We start from the raw sequence: 18,303 nt of genomic DNA, 5'->3' as shown, positions 1-18,303 counted from the left end.
TCATGGACATCGCGCTCGCGGTGGCCGCCTTCGGGATCGGCTTGGTGGTGGGGATGACGGGCATGGGCGGCGGCGCCCTGATGACTCCGGTCCTGGTGCTGTTCTTCAACGTTCCGCCGCTGACCGCCGTGTCCAGCGACCTGGTGGCCGGAGCGGTGATGAAGCCGGTCGGTGCCGCGGTGCACATGCGGCGGGGCACGGTCAACCTGCGGCTGGTCGCGTGGCTGTGTGTGGGATCGATGCCCGCGGCCTTCTGCGGCGTGCTGCTGGCCCGGGCACTGGGCGACGGCGAGCAGATGCAGGTGATCATCCAGCGCGCGCTCGGCCTGGCGCTCCTGATCGCGGCCGCCGGCCTGACCGTCAGGGCCTATCTGCGGCTGGTCGAGCGGGCCCGCAAACGCGACGGCACCGCGCCCCGGACACCGTCCGGACCGCCGGTGATCACGGTGCGCCGGCTGCCCACCGTTGTCGTAGGCATCATCGGCGGACTGGTCGTCGGCCTGACGTCGGTCGGGTCGGGTTCGCTGATCATCATCGCGCTGATGGCGTTGTATCCCGGTCTGAAAGCCGGTCAACTGGTCGGCACGGACCTGTTCCAAGCGGTCCCGCTGGTTGGCTGCGCCGCCCTCGGCCACCTGCTGTTCGGGGACTTCTCGATGCACCTGACCGGCGCGCTGCTGCTGGGCAGCATTCCCGGGGTCTGGCTGGGTGCCCGGATCTCGTCACGAGCACCCGGCGGATTCATCCGCCGGGTGCTCGCGTTCGTCCTGCTGGCCTCAGCGCTCAAGATGCTGGGCGTCGGCACGCTGACGACCGGTGTACTGCTCGCCGCGGCGCTGCTGGTCGCCCCTCCGTTGTGGATGGTGATCCGGCGGCGTCACGGGTTCCCGATGCTGGCGCGGCGGGAGACCGCCGCGCCGGCATCACCTCAGGGGGCCTTGGCGAGCGACGGGGACGGCCCGACGAACCGCGGGTCGCGACCCAGCGTGCGGTAGGCCGCCAGTGCCGAGGGCGAACTGTTGGCACTGGTGTTCTTGCCGGTGTCCGGGCCCCGCGGCATGTCGAAGTAGACCAAGGCCTTCAGCTTGGGGAACTTGTCGATCTGCGCGGCCACCGACTGGTAGTACTCGGCCTTGCCGGTCGGGTTCTCGGCACTCTCGTAGATGCCCCACTCGGCCAGCATCACCGGCTTGCTCGGGTGCATCTTGACCGACCAGTTGTAGGAGCCCTCCCAGCTCAGGCCGTCGGTGCGGTTGATCAGCTTGGTGAAGTCACCGGCCAGGTACGCCGAGTCCGGCTCACCCGAGCCGTACGGGTCCCAGCCGATCCAGTCGACCACGTCGTCACCGGGGTAGAGCGAGTCGAACCAGTCGGTCGCGCCCCACTTCGGGAAGCCCATGTAGGCGACGACGGTGACCGCGTTCGTCACGCCGCCGGCCCGAAGCCGCTGGACGGTGTGCCGGAACATCGCCGCGTAGTCCTGGGCGGTCATCCCCGAGCCGGCGGTCGGCCGGACATCGTTCTCGGGCTCGTGCCACACGGCCAGGAAGAACTTGTCCTGGTAGGTGGTCTTGATGTGGTTCGCCAGCTTGTCGATCCGGGCGTCGGCCGCACCGTTGGCGATCTGGCGCCACGTCATGTCCGTGGCCGGCTTGTAGTTCAGGAACAGCATCCGGCCCCCGGCGGCGGCAGCCTTCTCCTCCGCGGTCGGGAACAGTTCGTTGTTCGTGTGGTAGCGGTGCAGCATGTCGTACGGACGGCCGGCGTCGGCCTCGGCCTGCTTCAGCGCCTCCGGCATGCTCAAGCTGGTGAACACCCGCGGTGCCACGCCCCACCACATCGCGCACGACGGCACGAGTTTGTCCGACACCGAACAGGTCGGCCGCGACAGACCGCCGCCGGTCGGCGGAGTCGTCGTGGGAGACGCGGTCGGGGTCGGCGTCGTGGTGGTCGGTGAGGCCGTCGGCTTGGTCGGCGAGCTGGTCGGCGTGGCCGTCGGCGTCGTGGTCGGCTTGGTGGCGGTCGGCGTCGGCGAGGGCGAGGCCGTCGGCGTCGTGGTCGGCTTCGGCGACTGCGGCGTGCCGGACCGCAGCACCAGCTTCGGGCCCAGCGGGCCGTCCTCACTGGAGCGGAACCGGGCCACGTCGTCGGTAGCGGCCGAGGTCACGGCCAGCGAGTAGTCACCCGCTTTGGTGATCAGCGAGGACACATCGAACTGCGCCTGGGTGCTGGAGTAGGTCGGCCGGACCACACCGAGAGGGGCACCGAGCTTCGGCGCCGTGGCCGCGGTCAGCGTCTTCTCGGACCAGTCGTTGCTCGCGACAGCGAACAGGCGGACGTCCGCCGGGAGGTGGTGAAGGTCGCGGGTCAGGACGAGCTTGGCGCTCTCGCGGGCCGCCAGATCGCTGTCCTTGACGCGGAACTTCAGGTAGATGACCTTGCGGTCGGTGGCTTTCGAGGTGGCCGCCAGCTTGACCGAGTCGCCGACGGTCCGGCTCGGCACGGCGTACGAGGCGTAGCTGTCGTCCAGCGCGGGGAGCTCGACCGGCTGCGCGGTGGCGGCCGCCAGTTCGCTCGGCTGGGTCTGGGACGGATCGCTCAGCGAGCCGGTCACGGCGACGGCCGCGCCGGTGAAGGTCAGGACCGAGGCGACGCTGAGGACGACGCTGCGGGTGGCGACTGATCGCTTGGACGGTGATCTGGGGGTTCGAGGGGGTCGGGGAACGGAATGACGTGCGCTGCGGGGAGACATGACATCCAAGGGGTGGGGGGCAGAATCTGAGCGACCCCCAGTCGCTCGACGTCAAATACCACGACGCTCCGACTGCCGATGTCAAACTTTCACAACGATTTACCGACTATCGTGCATCGTTCAAACGCGTGATTCGACCCCACTGTGGCACTTTTCCCACTCCCTGTCACCAGCGAGGCCTGTTCTCGTGACAGTGTGTCCCGGAACAGGCCTCCGCAGGTTAGACGAACGTTAAGGTTCGTCTCCAGCTCCAACAACGCGAGCCGGTCAGCCGGGGCACCCCACGGCGCCGGCCGGAGGTGCGGCGGGCAGACCGGCGATCACCTTGTCCGCCCGGGCGACCGCCGCGGCCGCCGCCTTCTTGTCCCCCTCGTCGTACGCCCGGACGGCGGCCCGCCAGAGCGCGATCAGCGACTCGGCCTGCTGGATCAACGGGGTGATCCGCGCATCGCCGGAGGCGGCGTACCGCCAGTTCTCCAGGTTCTCCTCGAGCGCCGAGATCCCGTTGCGCAGCCGCATGTCCTCCGACGACACCCCGGCCGGACCGAGGACACCGCGCGCCTGGGCGCGGGTCAGCATGCACAACGTCACCGCGACCTCGGGCCCTGGCGGCGGCTCCTCGTTCTTCACCACCGGCGCCGGCTGCGTCTTCTTCGCCGCGGGCGGCACGCTCTGCGCCGGCGGCGCGGGCGGCCGGACCGACGACTTCGGCGCCACCCTCGCCGAAGGAGCTACCTTCGGCGAGGGGACGGCCGGCCCGCCCGACGGCTGCACCTTCGGCGCCGGAGCGCTGGTGGTGGCCGCCGGGACCGGCGCGGTCGCCGGTGTCGTCGCCGCGGGGGTGACGGACGACGATGCCGAAGCGGCCGCGGGCTCCGGATCCGAACCACAACCGGTGAGACCGAGGGCCGACACCCCGAGGACAGCCAGACCGAGGAACGCTCCGGCCCGATGGCGCTGTCCTGCCGACCGCGAGGTCATGCCGGCGGTCCGGTGAAGATCGTGGCGTCGCTCCAGTTGGCTCCGTCCACCGCCGGTCCGCTGATCACCGACACGGCACCCTGCGGCGCTCCGTTCACCCACGCCACCCGCGACAAGGTGCCCGTCAGGCTGTTGGTGAAGTAGAGGTTGCCGCCACTGAAGAAGATCGCCCGCACGTTGGCCGAGGAGAACCCCGCCACCGTGCCGGTCGCCTCGGTCATGATCCCGCTCTCGGGCGAGAAGTCCCGGGAGAAGATCTGCGACGAACCGGTCCGGGTGTAGTACAGCTTGCCGCCGGTGTAGGCGATCCCCCGGATCGAGGAGATCTGGCTGTAGTAGCTCGGCTTCACGCCCCGGTAGGTGCCCGAGCCGGATCCGGTCCGCACCGAACTCCACAGCGGGTCGTTGTAGGGATCGATCAACCGGTCAGGCCCGTAGTTCACACCGTCGAAGGTGCGGCGGTGGAAGTTGCCGTCCGCGGTGTTGTAGAACAGCTCACCGTCGATCATCACCGCTCCCCGCACGCCGCTCCAGGTGATCCCGCCCTGCGGCGCGGCTGTGGCCGCCGACGGTGGATTGACTCCGTCGTACGAGGACCGCGTGAGCGTGACCGTCCCGCGGTAGACCGTCGCGGGGAGCTGGACCGTCTGCCCCGGACCCACCACCTTGCCACCGGTCACCGGGAAGAACGCGAGCCTCGGACGCCAGTACTGCCCGTTGCCGATGTAGTCGGTGTCGCTGCCCATCCACAGACCGGCGGCGGTGACCAGCAGCGCCTCGGCGCCGATTCCCCGCGGCTGGCGGGCCGGGTTCCACGACAGCGGTACGCCGTTGCGGAGGTCGAACCCACCCAGGCCCGGCCGCGGGACCGCGCCGGGGCCGGCGGTGTCACGGGCGCCGGCGTTGTTGTGCCAGCGCTGATGACCGCCGGCGTAGACGGCTGCGCCGCTGTCGGCCACCGAGTACATCGTGTCGCCGCCGGTGTCCTGGATCCAGAGTGGTTCGGCGGTCGGGCTCGCCGCCGTGGTCCAGCGCGTCGCCGTGTCGCACAGGGTGCCGGGGAACGGCGCTCCGGTGGTCACCACGGAGAAGTGACCGCTGGGACCGAAGGCCACGTCCCTGATGTAGAAGTCGAACGCCCAGTAGGCGCAGCGTGGTTCGAACCGCAGCGTCCGCCAGTCGGGTCGCACGACCGCCGTGGCCCCGGCCAGGTCGATCATCACCATCTGGTCGCGATCGAGGCCGTTCGCCTTCTTGAAGTTGCCGCCGACGACAAGCCAGCGGCCGTCCGGGCTGATGTCCATGGACCGGGCGCCGACCGCCCCGGCCGCCTCACCCGGCTTACCGGTGTAGTTGTGGTTCACCTTGAGCGAGACGGTCAGGAAGGTGTCCATCACCCCGGTCGTCGCGTTCAGGGTGGCCAGGCCACCGCGAGCGGTGTTGGCGACCGAGGTGAAGTTCCCCGCCACGAACAGCCGGTTGCCGGCCTTGACCAGGTCGTTCACCGCGCCGTTCATGTTCGGCGCCCGGAAGGTGCCCACCGTCAGACCGTTGGTCAGGTTCAGCAGGAACACCTTTCCGGCCACGCCGTTCACCGAGGAGAACGCGCCGCCGATGTAGACGGTGTTGGCCACCGGGCCGGGTGCCAGCGCCGCCACCTGACCGGTGATCCTCGGATTGAACGTGGTGATGACCGCACCGGTGGTGGCGTTGAACGCGACGATGTTCTGCCGGGTGGCCAGCCCGCCACCGCCCGAGTTCGACACCCGGGTGAAGCCGCCGCCCACCACCATGACGTTGCCGACCTGGGTGATGGAACGGACCTTCCCGTCCTTGATCTGCGGTGTCCACGACGCCGGCACGGGTGACACCACCCGGTCGTGAGCCGCGTGTGGGACGGGCACCGCCTCGGCCGACACCGGCACCGGGCTGGTCAGAGCGACGGCCAGCACGGCAAGCGCCGTACCGGTCGCCACGATGGCGCGACTCCTTTTCATACCTGTTCCCCCCACAGTTCTCTCCCCCTGTTCCAGGCCGCGCGTCAGCCGGCCGGTGCGAGCAGCACGGTGTACATGACACCGCGCGAACTCACCTGATCCGTCATGGCGGTCTTGCCGCCGTAGGTCGCCGCTCCGCCGGGTACCTCGGCGTCTGCCAGCAACGTGGTCAAGCGTCCGCTCCCTGCGCCCAGTTGCTCGGCTCGCACCGAGACACCGGCCGGTGCTGTCCAGTCGGTCGTCGAGCTGGACTTGTCCGCCCAGAACGAGACGGCCAGTTGACCGCCGCCGCTCACCGCGGCGGCCGGCGTGGTGTGCGACGCGGTGCTCACGTCGGCCGCACTCGCCACCGTCGCGACCGGATCGCCGGCCGAGGCTCCGCGGTAGACGACCAACTGGAGGTCGATCTTCTGCAACGCCGAGGTCAGCGTCAGTTCCTTGCCGGCGTCGCCGGTCTGCGCGACCTTGCTGTACAGCGTGGTCGCCATCGAGGCAGCTTCGCGACGGTGTTCGAGCGCCCAGGTCCCCGCGCCGGCCGGAGCCGACGTCTGGCCGAGCGAGTTGGTCGTGACGAACAGCAGCAGGGCGTCGCCGGGCTGCACACCGGCCGGGACGGTGACCTTGGCGGCCGTCGTGTTGCCGGTCGACATCGCACTGGCTGCGAACTGTGCCGCGCCGACGGACACCGGCACGGTCGCCGTACCGACGCCGCCCTCGTTGTCCGTGACCGTCAGCTCGACCTGGTAACCGCCGGATGCGGCGAAGTCGCGCGAAGCGGTGGCACCGCTCGCGGTCGCCCCGTCGCCGAAGTCCCACGCGTAGGACACGATCGTGCCGTCCGCATCGGTGCTGCCTGAGCCGTCGAAGTCGCAGGACAGCTCCGAACACTGCGGGGCCGCGATCACAGCAACCGGCTTCTGGTTCGGCGCGGTGACACTCACCGCACGGGTCGTCGACGCCTGGCCCCCGCGGTTGTCGGTCACCGTCAGCGAGACGGTGTACTCGCCGGCCGCGGTGTAGGAGTGGTTCGGCTGCGCACCGGTGCCCTCGGCGCCGTCGCCGAAGCTCCACGCGTACGACGCGATGCTGCCGTCGGGGTCGACTGATCCCGAACCGTCGAAACCGCAGTCCAGATCCGTGCAGGACGGGTTCCCGATAGTTGCCGTGGGCATCTGATTGGCCGTCGGCCCGGGGAAGACGGTGCGCGAGCTCCAGTCGAGCGAGTCCACGCCCGGACCGCTGACCACCGTCGCCGCGCCCTGGGGAGCACCGTTGGCCCACTCCACCCGGGACAGCGTGCCGGTGCCGCTGTTGGTGTAGTACAGCCAACTGCCGCTGAAGAAGATCGACTGCACGTTGGTGACCGAGAAACCGGGCACCGTGGTGGTCGCGTTGCTCTGGATCGCGCTCTCCGGGGAGAACCGTCGCGAGATGATCTGCGACGAGCCGGTCCGGGTGTAGTAGAGCCGCCCGTCCAGATAGGCCATCCCGCGAATGTTCGGGATGTCGTTGTAGTAGGTCGGCTTCTTGCCGGTGTAGACGCTGCTGCCCGACCCGGTCGAGACGCCGGTCCACTCGGTGTTGGTGTACGGGTCGATCAGCTGGTCCGGACCGTACGTCGTACCGTCGAAGGTGCGGCGGTGGAAGACACCGTCGGAGGTGTTGTAGAACAGCTCGTCGTCGATCATGGTCGCGCCGCGGACGGCGCCCCAGTTGATCGTCCCGGCCGGCGCGGCCGTGGGCGTCGCGGGCGTGGTCACCCCGTCGTACTGGGTGCTGACCAGGTACGCGCTCGGCGGCGTCACCGAGCCGGCCTTCACCACCTCGATGCCGTTGATCAGCGGGTTGCCGACGACGTGCTTGAACTCGATCCGGATCGAGCCGTCGGACACGACCGAGAACTGCCGCATCGTGCCGGTCTCGTGTCCCGCGGCGGCCGCGATGTCGAAGTCGTCCAGCCGGGTGACGTTCTCGATCAGGACGTCGAAGACCCGTTGCCCCGGCTGCGACCCGGACGCCGATCGGTTGGCGAAGAACAGCCTGATGTCGACCGGCTGACCGTTCGGCACCGACAAGGTCCAGATCATCTCGGGCGAGCCGGCCGGGTCGTACCGCTCGGTGTCGAAGACGGCTCGAGGGACCTGGTCGCTCACGGTGGCGTCGACGGCCGGCACTGCCGGGTAGCTGGCCCTGCTGCTGCCGAAGTTGTGGACCGAACTGAACAGTCCGTTGTCGCTGGACCAGTTCGGGCCGCTGTCCAGGCTGGTGAGGCTGGGACCACCCGCGTTGATCCGGTGGTAGAAGTTGGTGGCCGGCGGGTTGGTGCCGGCGCTGTAGACGCTGGCCGGCAACTGCGTACCCGCACCCGGGCCGTACTTCTTTCCCCCCGCGACCGGGAAGAAGGCGATCCGCGGCCGCCAGTGTTCCTGGTTGCCGATGTAGTTGGTGTCGCTCCCGACCCAGAGTCCGGCGGACGTGACGAGCAGCGCCTCGGCGCCGATGCCGCGCGGCTGACGGCCGGGGTTCCACGACAGTGGGGTACCTGACCTCGGGTCGTCCGCGCCCATGCCGGGCCGCGGCACGGCGCCTGCCGCCGAGGAGTCGGTGCCACCGGCGTTGTTCATCCAGCGTTGGTGACCGCCGTTGTAGACGGCGGCACCGGAGTTGGCGACGGAGAAGATCGTGTCGCCGCCGGTGTCGTCGACCCAGGTCGGCTCCACTGCGTCGCCGGTATCAGCCATCGACCACTGGGTCACGGTGTCGCACAGGGTTCCCGGGTACGGGGCGCCGGTCGACGCGACGTTGAACGACGAGCCGTCGGGAGCGATCGACACGTCCCGGACGTAGTAGTCGAAGGATCGGTAGGAGCACCGCGGCTCATAGCGGCGGGTCCGCCAGTCCGGCCGGACCTCGGCGGTCTGGCCGGCCAGGTCCAGCATCACGATCTGGTCGCGGTCCAGCCCGTCGACCTTCTTGAAGTTGCCGATGGCAACCAACCAGCGGCCGTCGGGTGACACGTCGAGCGCCCGGACGCCGACCGGCGCGATCGCCTCGCCGTCCTGGCCGGTGTAGTTGTGGTGTTCGGCCACATGGACGTCCAGGAAGGGATCCAGCGCGCCCGTGGTCGCGTTCAACGTAGCGAAGCCGCCACGCGGCGTATTGCCGACGGAAGTGAAGTTCCCCCCGACGAACAGCCGGTTGCCGGCCTTCACCAGGTCCTGCGGAGCACCGTTCATACCGGGCGCCTTGAAGGTGGTGACCGTCTGGCCGGTGCTGACGTTCAGCAGGAACACCTTGCCCGCAACGCCGTTCACCTGACTGAAGGCACCGGCGATGATGACGGTGTCACTGGTTGGACCAGGCGCCAGCGCCTCGACCTGGCCGGTGATGGACGGGTTGAAGCCGCTGTTGATGGCGCCGGTGGTCGCGTTGAACGCAACGATGTTGGTCCGGGCGACGACGCCGTTGCCGGTCCACGACGACACCTCGGTGAAGGTGCCACCCGCGACCAGCGTGTTGCCGGTCTGGGCGAGCGCCCGGATCTTTCCGTCCCTGATCTGCGGGGTCCACGGCGCCGGTTCCTCCGACACCACCCGGTCGTGCGATGGGTGATCAGCAGGTATGGTGTCCGCGGCGGCTGGTCCCGCCGCGCCGGTCACCACCAGGCCCGCGGTCACGACGCTGACAACTACAGACAGTGCCAAGCCCGTTCGATATGAGCGCATGATTCCCCCATCGATTCCCCTGCCACGGCTGGCACTTCTTCCCCCCGGAATCAGCACTGCTATGTGGCCCCGATCGGAGAGTACACTCAGTTACTTCGGGGACGCCATGGCCACGGCCGGGCAAAAACCGCTTCTCTTCTGGGGGGAATCCAGTAGATGCTTTGCTTCGTATTTTCTTCGCCACCCACCGTCACGTCGTCACTGTGTGTGGACAGATCGATGACGGAATCACCCTCTCGACACGCCGGCCGCTGATGTGACCGGCGTCAGCAGGCGAACCGTCATCGCGGGCTCGGCGCTGGCCGCCGTCTCGGCCGCGACAGCGATCGGCGCCAAGCGCTGGTGGCCCGAGCTCGGTTCCGCCGACGGACCCTTTCCCAGCACCGGCAAGCCGTACTGCATGGCCATGCACGTCCACGCTTCCTTCAGTGAAGGTCCGGGGAGCATGGAGGCACAGCTGGACCAGGCGGTGCGCTCCGGCGTCGACGTGATCTGGTGGACCGAGCACGATCACCGGATGCGCGCCCACGGCTACCAGCAGGAAGTGACGTTCGGCGCCCAGGTGGAACGTGAGAACGACCTGGCCTGGCGCTGGATCCCCAGTGTGCAAGGCAAACCGGTGGCCATCCGCCGCTTCGGCCCGCTGGCCGACCCGCCACCGGGCAGGAGCCGGTCCAGGGGTCTGCGGCTCGGTGTGACGGGTACGGGCACGGGCACGGTCGAGCACCGGCTGACCGGTCAGGCCGAGAACGACCGGTACCGCGCGTCGCTGGACGGCCAGGTCCTCGAGATCGACATCTTTCCGGTGACTGTGTCGGCCGCCGCCTACCTGGCGATCGAGATCCTGAGCTCGCACCGGCCCCGGCGCAACGGCCGGTCCGCCGGGCGGTACCGGCTGTCGTACCGAGTCGGCGGCGGCGGTCTGCCGGGCGCCCGCAAGGTCCGCAACCGCACCGGCATCGTCGCTCTCGAGGCGCCGACCGGTCAGTGGACCACGCTGCGGCTCATCCCGGCCGACGACCTCGGCGCTCTGTGGCCCGGGCTCGACGGGCGGGACGCCTCGATGTTCGAGCTCAGTGTGGTGGCGGTTGCCGACGGCAAGCAACAGGCGACCGCGGACTTCGCCGGACTGCGGTTCCTGCGCACGCGCACCACGAAGACCTATCCGCTGCGGACCCAGGCCGATCTGATGACGGCCTACTCCCCGCAGTTCCCCACCGTGCGGCAGATCCAGGCCCTCGAGCTGTCCCTGACCACGCCGCACCTCGGCTGGTACGGCGGCAAGCTCGCGCTGCCGGATCTGTCCGGCCGGGAGATCGAGGCGACGCAGGATCCCGCTGACGCCACCGCGTCGGTCGCGATGGTGCACCGGTCCGGCGGCCTCGCGTCGTACAACCATCCGTTCGGAACCGATGGCGGGCGGCTGGGCGCGACCGAGCAGCTGAAGGCGACCAGGATCAAGGCGGCCGAGATGATCGCCAACCGGGCGCTGAAGTGCGACCTGCTCGAGGTCGGCTACCGGTTGCGCGGAGGCTGCGACCTGAGCCGGCACGTTTCCTTGTGGGACAGCCTTTCGCGCAACGCCGTCTATCTCACCGGCACCGGCGTCAGCGACGATCACAAGGGCATCGACTGGTCGAAGGAACTGCTGAACTTCGTCACCTGGGCCTGGGCCACCGGGACCAGTACGGAGGAGCTGCTGGCCGCGCTGCGGGGCGGTCGCGCGTACTTCGGTGACCCGAACCTGTTCCGTGGCTCGCTCGACATGCTGGTCGACGACCGGGTCAGGATGGGATCGGTCAGCGTGTCCGGTGAAGCCACCCGGACGTTGCGAATCCTCACCACCGGTCTGCCGGACGGAGGGCGGGTGGAGACCGTGCAGGGCATCGTCGACCGGGCCGGGCCCGACCAGACCGATCCGCCAGTGGTCCGAACAGCCCTGGACCCGGCGACCTTCGACCGGGACGGCGTCGCCACCGTCGAGGTCGACACCTCGAAGTCGGTCTTCGTGCGGGTCGAGATCCTCACCAAGGAAGGGATTCCGGCCGCGTTCGGCAACCCGGTCTGGCTGTTGCGCGACGCACCGGCCAAGTCGATTCCGAAGGACCGAGCGGTGTGAACGGCCCTCGGGTCCTCGTCGTTGCCCACTACGCCTCGGCCCGGCTGGGCGGCGAGGCCGCGATCCCGTTGGAGCTGTTCGGCCGGCTGCGCGATCGTGGCGTCGAGGCCTGGCTCCTCACCCATACCAGTTGCGGCGCCGAGTTGCGGGCCACGCGGCCGGACGATGCCGACCGGATCTTCTGCGTCGACTCGCTGCCAGGATTCGGGCCGCTGTTGCCGATCGGCGAACGGCTGCCCGTCGCAGGGCGCGCACTGGCCTGGAGCGTCACCCAGCTCGAGCGTCAGCAGGCGATGATGCCGGCGGTACGGCGATTGGTTCGCGAGCTCGGCATCACCGTGGTGCACCAGCCGATCAGTGTCTCGCCCACCATCCCCTCCCCTGTGCGCCGGGTCGGCGTACCGGTGGTGATGGGTCCGTTGAACGGCGGAATGGATCTGCCACCGGCTTTTCGTGGCCGGGACTCGCGGTTCGACCGGGTGCGGAAGCTGTCCGCCCCACGACTCCGCGGCGTACTCAACCGGCTCCTTCCGGGGCGGCTCGAAGCTGCTGTCGTCCTGGTGGCCAACGACCGGACCCGCGCCTTGCTGCCAACGGGTCTTCGCGGCGAGGTCCGGCGGCTGAGCGACATCGGGGTGGACCTCGGCCGGCCACCGGTCGAGGCAACAGAAGGCGAGGTGCCGCAGCTCTGCTTCGTCGGACGGCTGGTGCCGCTGAAGGGCGTCGACCTGCTGCTGCGGGCTTTTGCGGAGGTGGCCGACGAGTTGCCGGCCGGGCTCACCATCGTCGGCGACGGCCCGCAGCGCAAGGAGCTGGAGGCGCTGACCGCCACCTTGGGAGTCGAGCAGCAGGTGGCCTTCACCGGCTGGCTTGCCCCGGAGGCTTGCGCCCAAGCGTTGAGCGACTGCGACCTGTTCGTCTTCCCGAGCTTGCAGGAAGCCGGCGGGGTGGTGGTCCTGGAAGCCATGGCGGCTGCCCGTCCGGTGATTGCGGCGAGGTGGGGCGGTCCTGCCGAGCTGCTCGACGACGACTGCGCGATCCTGCTGGACGTCGACAACCGGGAGAGCTTCCACCGGGAGCTGGTGTCCGCGATCCGCGCTCTGTGCGCCGATCCGGTGCGCCGTCGGCGGATGGGGCAGGCAGGACGTCGCCGAGCAGAGGGTGAGTACGACTGGAACGGCCTGGTGGACCGCACACTGGCTGTCTACCAGGAGGTGTCGGTTCCGTCAGATGCCTGGGCGGGACGGACACAAGGGGTTAGCATCAAAAGCAGTGACTGAGGGGACCGGCGTAAAGCGTCACACAGAGTCACGTTGCAGGGGGGAAACGCAGCATGGGGTCATCCACCACACACGTTCCGGCGACCGACGGGTTCGCCGACTACCTCGGCATGGTGCGCCGAGGCTGGCCGGTGATCGCGATCGGCGCGGTACTGGGTCTGCTGGGCGCGTTCGGGTATCTGCAGCTCCAGCAGGGGCAGTACACGTCAGTGGCGAGTGTGCTCGTCACGCCCACCGGTGTGCAGAACACCGCCGACCTGGCCAACGGGCGGACGAATTCCGAGATCAACCTGGACACCGAGGCACGGCTGGTCCGGTCGACCGAGGTGGCCACCAAGTCGCGGGAGCTGATGAAGAGCTCCGGCGAGCCGGGTGACCTGGCCGCGGCCGTGGCGGTCGCAGTACCGCCGAACACGGAGGTGCTGTCGATCTCCTTCACGGCGGTCACCCCGGCCGAGGCCCAGCAGGGTGCGCATGCGTTCGCGCAGGCGTACCTGAGCAGCCGGGCCGCTTCGGCACAGGCCAGCCTCGACGCCCAGATGACGGCGATCAAGAACCAGCAGACCCTGACCCTGCGAAGCCTGCGGACTGTCGTGGAGACGCTGGCCAAGCTCCCCAACGGCTCGGCCGAGCGCGCCTACTACTCGGCCCAGCGTGATCTGCTCACCCAGCAACTGCAGGGCCTCAACCAGTTGATGGGCAAGCTGACCACGACGGTCGTGACGCCGGGCCGCGTGCTGAACGACGCGGAGCTGCCGGGTCGCAGTGCGGGCCCCGCCGCCTGGACGATCCTGGTCGCCGGCCTGTGCCTCGGGCTTCTCCTCGGTCTGGCCGTCGCGGCCCTCCGGATGCGTACGGACCGCCGGGTCCGCAGCGCCTCCGAGGTCGAGCAGTTGTTCGCGCTGCCGGTGGTCGGCGAGCCCGGAGCACTGGACCGGCTGGTGCCGGCCGCTGTGGGCACCACCACCTTCGAAGCGTTCCGGCGGGTCTCGAACGCCCTGCCGAAGAAGCAGGGCAGCGCACCGGTCACTGTTCTCGTCACCGGTGCGACCGAGACAACTGCGCCGGCAGCGGTGGCGGTGAACCTGGCGCTCACCCTGCACAGCAGCGGTCAGCGGGTGCTGCTCATCTCCACCGATCACGACGACAACACCCTCAGCCAGATGATGGGTGCCCCGCACGCCCGCCCGTTGGCCGAACTGCTCGCGGTGGTCGACCCGGCTGCCGCCGAACCGACCGTCGTACGGGAAGATCCCGCGCTGGCGATCGTCTCCCCCGGTGTGCCGAGCTCCGGCGCCTCGGCGGCTCTGCTCGGACTTCGCGGTGGTGGGCTGCTGCGGGCGCTGGGCAACGGGTACGACTACGTCATCATCGCGGTCGCTGCCACCAGTACGAGCGCGGACGCCCAGTCGCTGGCCGGCCTCGCCGATGCCGTCCTGCTGGTGGCCGAGCTCAAGCTCACCACCCGGGCCCAGCTGGAGGACGCGCGACACCAGTTCGAGGAGATCGGCAAGCCGGTCCACGGTGTCGTCCTGGTCCGGCGCGGACGCAAGCAGCGTTCGAACGGAGCGGCACCGGCCGTCGTCGCCTCCCCTGCCACTTCGGTAGAGACCGATCCGGTGGAGAGCGAAGTCCCGAAGCCTGCCGGCGAGCAGGCGATCGAGCCGGCCGCGGGCCAGGCCGAGGACCAGGTCACCGAGCCGCTCGAGGGGCCCTTCCGTGAGCCGTTCAGTGAACGGATCACGGAGCAGATCGCCGTACCGGACGACTTCGACAAGAACGTCGACGAGGTTCCGCAGCCCGAGGCGCAGTCGGCCAACGGCCACCAGCCGCAAGGTGCCGGCGACGGGAGCGATGACGACGATGCCGACGGCCGCGGCAACTCGCCCGACGCGTCCGTGGTCGCCCGCCGCGGCTGAGCGCGATGACCATCGGTATCGGGCAGCCGGCCAGGATCGTCCGGCCTGCCCCGGCCCGGCTCTCCCGGTCGGCCCGCGGCTGGCCGCTGTTCGCGCTGCTCTGCCTGTTCCCGCTGTGGTGGGCGCTCGGCCTGTCCACCTTCATCTTCCCGATCCTGGCCGTGCCGATGGCACTGCATCTGCTGCGCAACCGGCCGGTCCGGGTCCCGCCCGGATTCGGCATCTGGCTGCTGTTCTGCCTGTGGATCCTGATCTCGCTGATCATGCTGCCGTTCGACCCACCGGGGACGATCGCCGGCAGCGCGATCGGGAGACTGATCTCCGTCCTGCTGAACATCGGCGAGTTCGCCGGTATCACCGTCACGTTGCTGTACGTCGGCAACCTGGACACCACGATCGTGACCCAGCGCCGGGTGATCAGCTGGCTCGGCACCCTCTTCATCGCCACCGTCATCGGCGGTCTGCTCGGGGTACTGGTGCCGACCCTGTCGTTCACCTCGCCGATCGAGTACCTGCTGCCCGGTTCGCTGCGGGCGGACCCCTACATCCAGGCGATCACCCATCCGACCGTCGCGCAGGTTCAGGCCGTGCTCGGCTACGAGAACCCCAGGCCGTCCGCGCCGTTCGGCTACACGAACTTCTGGGGCAACAACCTCTCGCTGCTGCTGGTCTGGTTCGCGGCCGGCTGGTGGGCGCTGAGGTTGCGGGGCGGCCGGGTGTTCTGCGTCGTCGTCCTGGCCATCGCGATGGTTCCGGTCGTCTACTCCCTGAATCGCGGCCTGTGGCTCGGCGTCGGCCTGTCCGTGCTCTATCTGGTCGGCCGGCTGATCCTGCTGGGCCGTCTCGGTGCGGTCGCGGTGGCCACCGCTGCCCTGCTGCTCGGCACGGTGGCGTTCGTCGCCACGCCGTTGGGCACGATGGTCAGTTCCCGGTTCGAGCACGGGCACAGTGACAACATCCGCGGCTTCCTCAACGGCCGCGCCCTCGACGGCGCGAAGTCGTCACCGATCCTGGGCTACGGCGGCACCCGCAAGACGATGGGCAGCGACAAGACGATCACGGTCGGCAAGACGCCGAAGTGCCCGCAGTGCGGGAACTTCGCCATCGGCAGCACCGGTCAGTTCTGGTCGTTGCTGTTCTCGCACGGGTTCGTCGGCACCGGCCTCTTCCTGAGCTTCTTCGCCTACTCCTGCTGGCGCTACCGGCGCGACGTGTCGCCGATCGGGATCGGCGGGGTGCTGGTGGTCGGCCTGACCTTCGTCTACATGTTCTTCTACAACAGCGTTCCGGCGGCCCTGACCATCACGATGATCTCGGTCGCCCTGCTCTGGCGCAACGATCTGATCCGGCGCGGGATCCTGCCGGACGGTGACGCGATCCCGGCCGGACCGGTCCGGGAGAGGATCCGCCGTGCTGACCACTGACGGCGCGACCGACGCGACTCGACGGCTGGACTGGCTCCACGACATCGCGGCGCTGCTGTGGCCTGGTGCGCACGACATGTCGACCGGCGTCCCCGCGGCCGAGGCAGACTTCTGGCTGCTGCCGAACGCGAACCGGCCGAGGCTTTTGGTACCAGGCGGATCACGACGCGCGGCCGCCGCGGCAGTCCGGCACTACGGCGAACAACTTTCTTTTCAAGGCCGGGTCAAAGCAGCTGGGCTGGCCGCCGGGCTGCGAACCGGTGCGGTCCAACGGTTTCTGGCCGACGGAGTCGCCCTCGGCCGGGGAACTGACAACGGCATCACCGCGCACCTGGCGGACAAGCTCGGGCAGGACGTGCTGGTCAGTCTGCATCTGTCAGCGCCGCGAGCGAATCGCAAACCCGTGCTCCAGGTGCTCTCGACCAGCGGCGAGACCATCGCCTTCGTCAAGATCGGTGTCGATGCCCGCACCTCCGGCCTGGTGCGGCACGAGGCGTCGGCCTTGCGCCGGTTGTCGGACGCGAGCTTCCAGACAGTCCGTACGCCGCCTCTGCTGGCTCACGACGTCTGGAACGACCTCGACGTCCTGGTGATCGGCGCGCTGCCGGTCTGGGGCAAGCGGGACAACGACAGCAGCCGGGGACACCGAGCAATGACCGAGATCGCGGGGCTGGTGCCCGCGACCGAGCAGACGCTGGGTGCGAGCGAGTACCTGCGACGACTCCGTCTTCGGCTGGAGCAATGCAACGCCACGCCCGCGCAGGCGTCGGTGGTCGACCAACTGACCGACCTGGTGACCGTCGCCGGTGAGCAGCCGTTGACCTTCGGAGCCTGGCACGGCGACTTCACACCGTGGAACTGCGCCCCGGTCGATGGCCGGCTGCTCGTCTGGGACTGGGAGCGCCTGACGGACCCGGTCCCCTACGGCTATGACCGGCTTCACCATGATCTGCAGAGCGCGACTGTCCAGCGAGGAGTTCCACTGGCTCAGGCCGCGGCCACTGTGATCGACGGAGCACCCGCCGGCCTGCGGGCCTTCGAGGTCGCCGAGCGTGCGGCCAGGACAACGGCGGCGTTGTACCTGGTAGAGCTCGGCACCCGCTACCTCAACGACGACCAGGCCGCCGCCGGGGGACACGGCGGCCGGATCGAGGACTGGCTGGTCCCCGCACTTCGCACGGCGGTCCACAAGCTGTGAAACTCACTGACGCACGGAGGAACTCGCGATGATCAGCGCTCGCACTCTGCCCGCTCCCGTCCAGCGCTTCGGCCAGGACGTCGCGGTGACGTTCGGCCGGATCACCGCGCAGGCCCGGATGACCCCCGGCTTCCTGATCTGCGGCGCCCAGCGCTGCGGTACGACGTCGATGTACCGCACCCTGAGCCAGCACCCGGGCGTGCTGAAAGCCGTGCTGCACAAGGGCATCCACTACTTCGACAACCACTACGACCGCGGATTCGGCTGGTACAAGGCGCACTTTCCGCTGGAGCTGTCCGCGCGCCGCGTCGCCCAGCAGGTGGGGTACCGGCCGCTGACGTTCGAGTCGAGTCCGTACTACATGTTCCACCCCCTGGCCGCCGAGCGGATCAACGCGGATCTGCCCGGCGTCAAGCTGGTGGTGCTCCTCCGCGACCCGGTCGAGCGCGCGTACTCCGCCCACGCGCACGAGCTCGCCCGGGGTTACGAGACCGAGCCGTTCGAGCGCGCGATCGAGCTCGAGGAGTCCCGCCTGGAGGGGATGGCCGAGCGCCTGTCCACCGACCCGGCGTACCAGAGTCATTCGCACCAGCACCACGGCTACGTCAGCCGCGGCCAGTACGTCGATCACCTGGTCCGGCTGGAGAGCATCGTCGGTCGGGACCGCCTGCACGTCGTGGACAGCGGCGACTTCTTCACCGACCCGGAGCCCGCCTTCGCCGGCGTACTGGAGTTCCTCGGCCTTCCGGCGGCGTCGGGGATCCGCTTCGAACGCCACAACGCCAGGCCGCGCTCTCCCCTGCCTGCCGAGCTCCGGGACCGGCTGGACGCGCACTTCCAGCCGTACGACGAGAAGCTGGCGGCGTGGTGGGGCCGGACCCCGTCCTGGCGGCGCTGATCCGGCCCTC

11 protein-coding genes are annotated in these 18,303 nt (G+C 69.4%); 7 read left to right on the top strand and 4 right to left on the bottom strand.

The window, feature by feature from the left end; all coding sequences use genetic code 11:
• The first annotated feature begins 2 nt into the window (after positions 1-2).
• On the top strand, positions 3-995 hold the full coding sequence (locus tag ACQPYM_RS16755; RefSeq protein WP_433021627.1) for a sulfite exporter TauE/SafE family protein: 993 nt from the start codon (positions 3-5) through the stop codon (positions 993-995).
• Here ACQPYM_RS16755 and ACQPYM_RS16750 read toward each other — a convergent pair.
• The 4 genes from ACQPYM_RS16750 to ACQPYM_RS16735 all read right to left on the bottom strand — a co-directional run bounded on the left by ACQPYM_RS16750 (position 929) and on the right by ACQPYM_RS16735 (position 9,434).
• Positions 929-2,752 carry a CBM96 family carbohydrate-binding protein gene (locus ACQPYM_RS16750; protein ID WP_433021625.1) on the bottom strand — a complete coding sequence of 608 codons (1,824 nt, stop codon included), beginning with the start codon at positions 2,750-2,752 and terminating at the stop codon, positions 929-931. The genes ACQPYM_RS16755 and ACQPYM_RS16750 overlap by 67 nt on opposite strands.
• 267 nt (positions 2,753-3,019) lie before the next feature.
• The gene (locus tag ACQPYM_RS16745) at positions 3,020-3,733 is read right to left on the bottom strand and encodes a hypothetical protein (RefSeq protein WP_433021623.1); all 714 of its coding nucleotides are present in this window, start codon (positions 3,731-3,733) and stop codon (positions 3,020-3,022) included.
• Complete coding sequence (locus tag ACQPYM_RS16740; protein ID WP_433021621.1) at positions 3,730-5,730, bottom strand: hypothetical protein; 2,001 nt, start codon at positions 5,728-5,730, stop codon at positions 3,730-3,732. The genes ACQPYM_RS16745 and ACQPYM_RS16740 overlap by 4 nt, the downstream gene beginning before the upstream one ends.
• Positions 5,731-5,774: 44 nt before the next feature.
• Entirely contained in the window at positions 5,775-9,434 is a 3,660-nt protein-coding gene (locus ACQPYM_RS16735) for a PKD domain-containing protein (protein ID WP_433021619.1), read from the bottom strand.
• A gap of 277 nt (positions 9,435-9,711) precedes the next feature.
• On the opposite strand from ACQPYM_RS16735, the gene ACQPYM_RS16730 reads away from it, so the two are divergent.
• From ACQPYM_RS16730 to ACQPYM_RS16705, 6 genes are read left to right on the top strand one after another with little or no spacing between them, the layout of a single operon-like run.
• Entirely contained in the window at positions 9,712-11,574 is a 1,863-nt protein-coding gene (locus ACQPYM_RS16730) for a hypothetical protein (RefSeq protein WP_433021617.1), read from the top strand.
• A complete protein-coding gene (locus ACQPYM_RS16725) occupies positions 11,571-12,854 on the top strand; it encodes a glycosyltransferase family 4 protein (RefSeq protein ID WP_433021615.1) in 1,284 nt (427 codons plus the stop codon). The genes ACQPYM_RS16730 and ACQPYM_RS16725 overlap by 4 nt, the downstream gene beginning before the upstream one ends.
• Before the next feature lie 53 nt (positions 12,855-12,907).
• The gene (locus ACQPYM_RS16720) at positions 12,908-14,773 is read left to right on the top strand and encodes a Wzz/FepE/Etk N-terminal domain-containing protein (protein ID WP_433021613.1); all 1,866 of its coding nucleotides are present in this window, start codon (positions 12,908-12,910) and stop codon (positions 14,771-14,773) included.
• Positions 14,774-14,778: 5 nt separating this feature from the next.
• Positions 14,779-16,197, top strand: a complete 1,419-nt coding sequence (locus tag ACQPYM_RS16715) for an O-antigen ligase family protein (protein WP_433021611.1) — start codon at positions 14,779-14,781, stop codon at positions 16,195-16,197.
• Positions 16,184-17,395, top strand: coding sequence for a hypothetical protein (locus tag ACQPYM_RS16710; protein WP_433021609.1), 1,212 nt, complete (start codon positions 16,184-16,186; stop codon positions 17,393-17,395). The genes ACQPYM_RS16715 and ACQPYM_RS16710 overlap by 14 nt, the downstream gene beginning before the upstream one ends.
• Before the next feature lie 28 nt (positions 17,396-17,423).
• Positions 17,424-18,293 carry a sulfotransferase family protein gene (locus tag ACQPYM_RS16705; RefSeq protein ID WP_433021607.1) on the top strand — a complete coding sequence of 290 codons (870 nt, stop codon included), beginning with the start codon at positions 17,424-17,426 and terminating at the stop codon, positions 18,291-18,293.
• The last annotated feature ends 10 nt before the right edge of the window (positions 18,294-18,303 follow it).

The sequence above is a fragment of the Kribbella sp. CA-294648 genome (genome assembly GCF_050943845.1).
Lineage (GTDB): Bacteria > Actinomycetota > Actinomycetes > Propionibacteriales > Kribbellaceae > Kribbella.
Note: the sequence above shows the minus strand (reverse complement) of the source record. Positions and strands in the feature narration are given on the sequence as shown.

What these genes read in the sequence shown, in the direction of transcription:
- ACQPYM_RS16755 (WP_433021627.1), top strand. Translation starts at nt 3, where the DNA reads ATGGACATCGCGCTCGCGGTGGCCGCCTTCGGGATCGGCTTGGTGGTG.
- ACQPYM_RS16750 (WP_433021625.1), bottom strand. Translation starts at nt 2,752, where the DNA reads ATGTCTCCCCGCAGCGCACGTCATTCCGTTCCCCGACCCCCTCGAACC.
- ACQPYM_RS16745 (WP_433021623.1), bottom strand. Translation starts at nt 3,733, where the DNA reads ATGACCTCGCGGTCGGCAGGACAGCGCCATCGGGCCGGAGCGTTCCTC.
- ACQPYM_RS16740 (WP_433021621.1), bottom strand. Translation starts at nt 5,730, where the DNA reads ATGAAAAGGAGTCGCGCCATCGTGGCGACCGGTACGGCGCTTGCCGTG.
- ACQPYM_RS16720 (WP_433021613.1), top strand. Translation starts at nt 12,908, where the DNA reads ATGGGGTCATCCACCACACACGTTCCGGCGACCGACGGGTTCGCCGAC.
- ACQPYM_RS16715 (WP_433021611.1), top strand. Translation starts at nt 14,779, where the DNA reads ATGACCATCGGTATCGGGCAGCCGGCCAGGATCGTCCGGCCTGCCCCG.
- ACQPYM_RS16705 (WP_433021607.1), top strand. Translation starts at nt 17,424, where the DNA reads ATGATCAGCGCTCGCACTCTGCCCGCTCCCGTCCAGCGCTTCGGCCAG.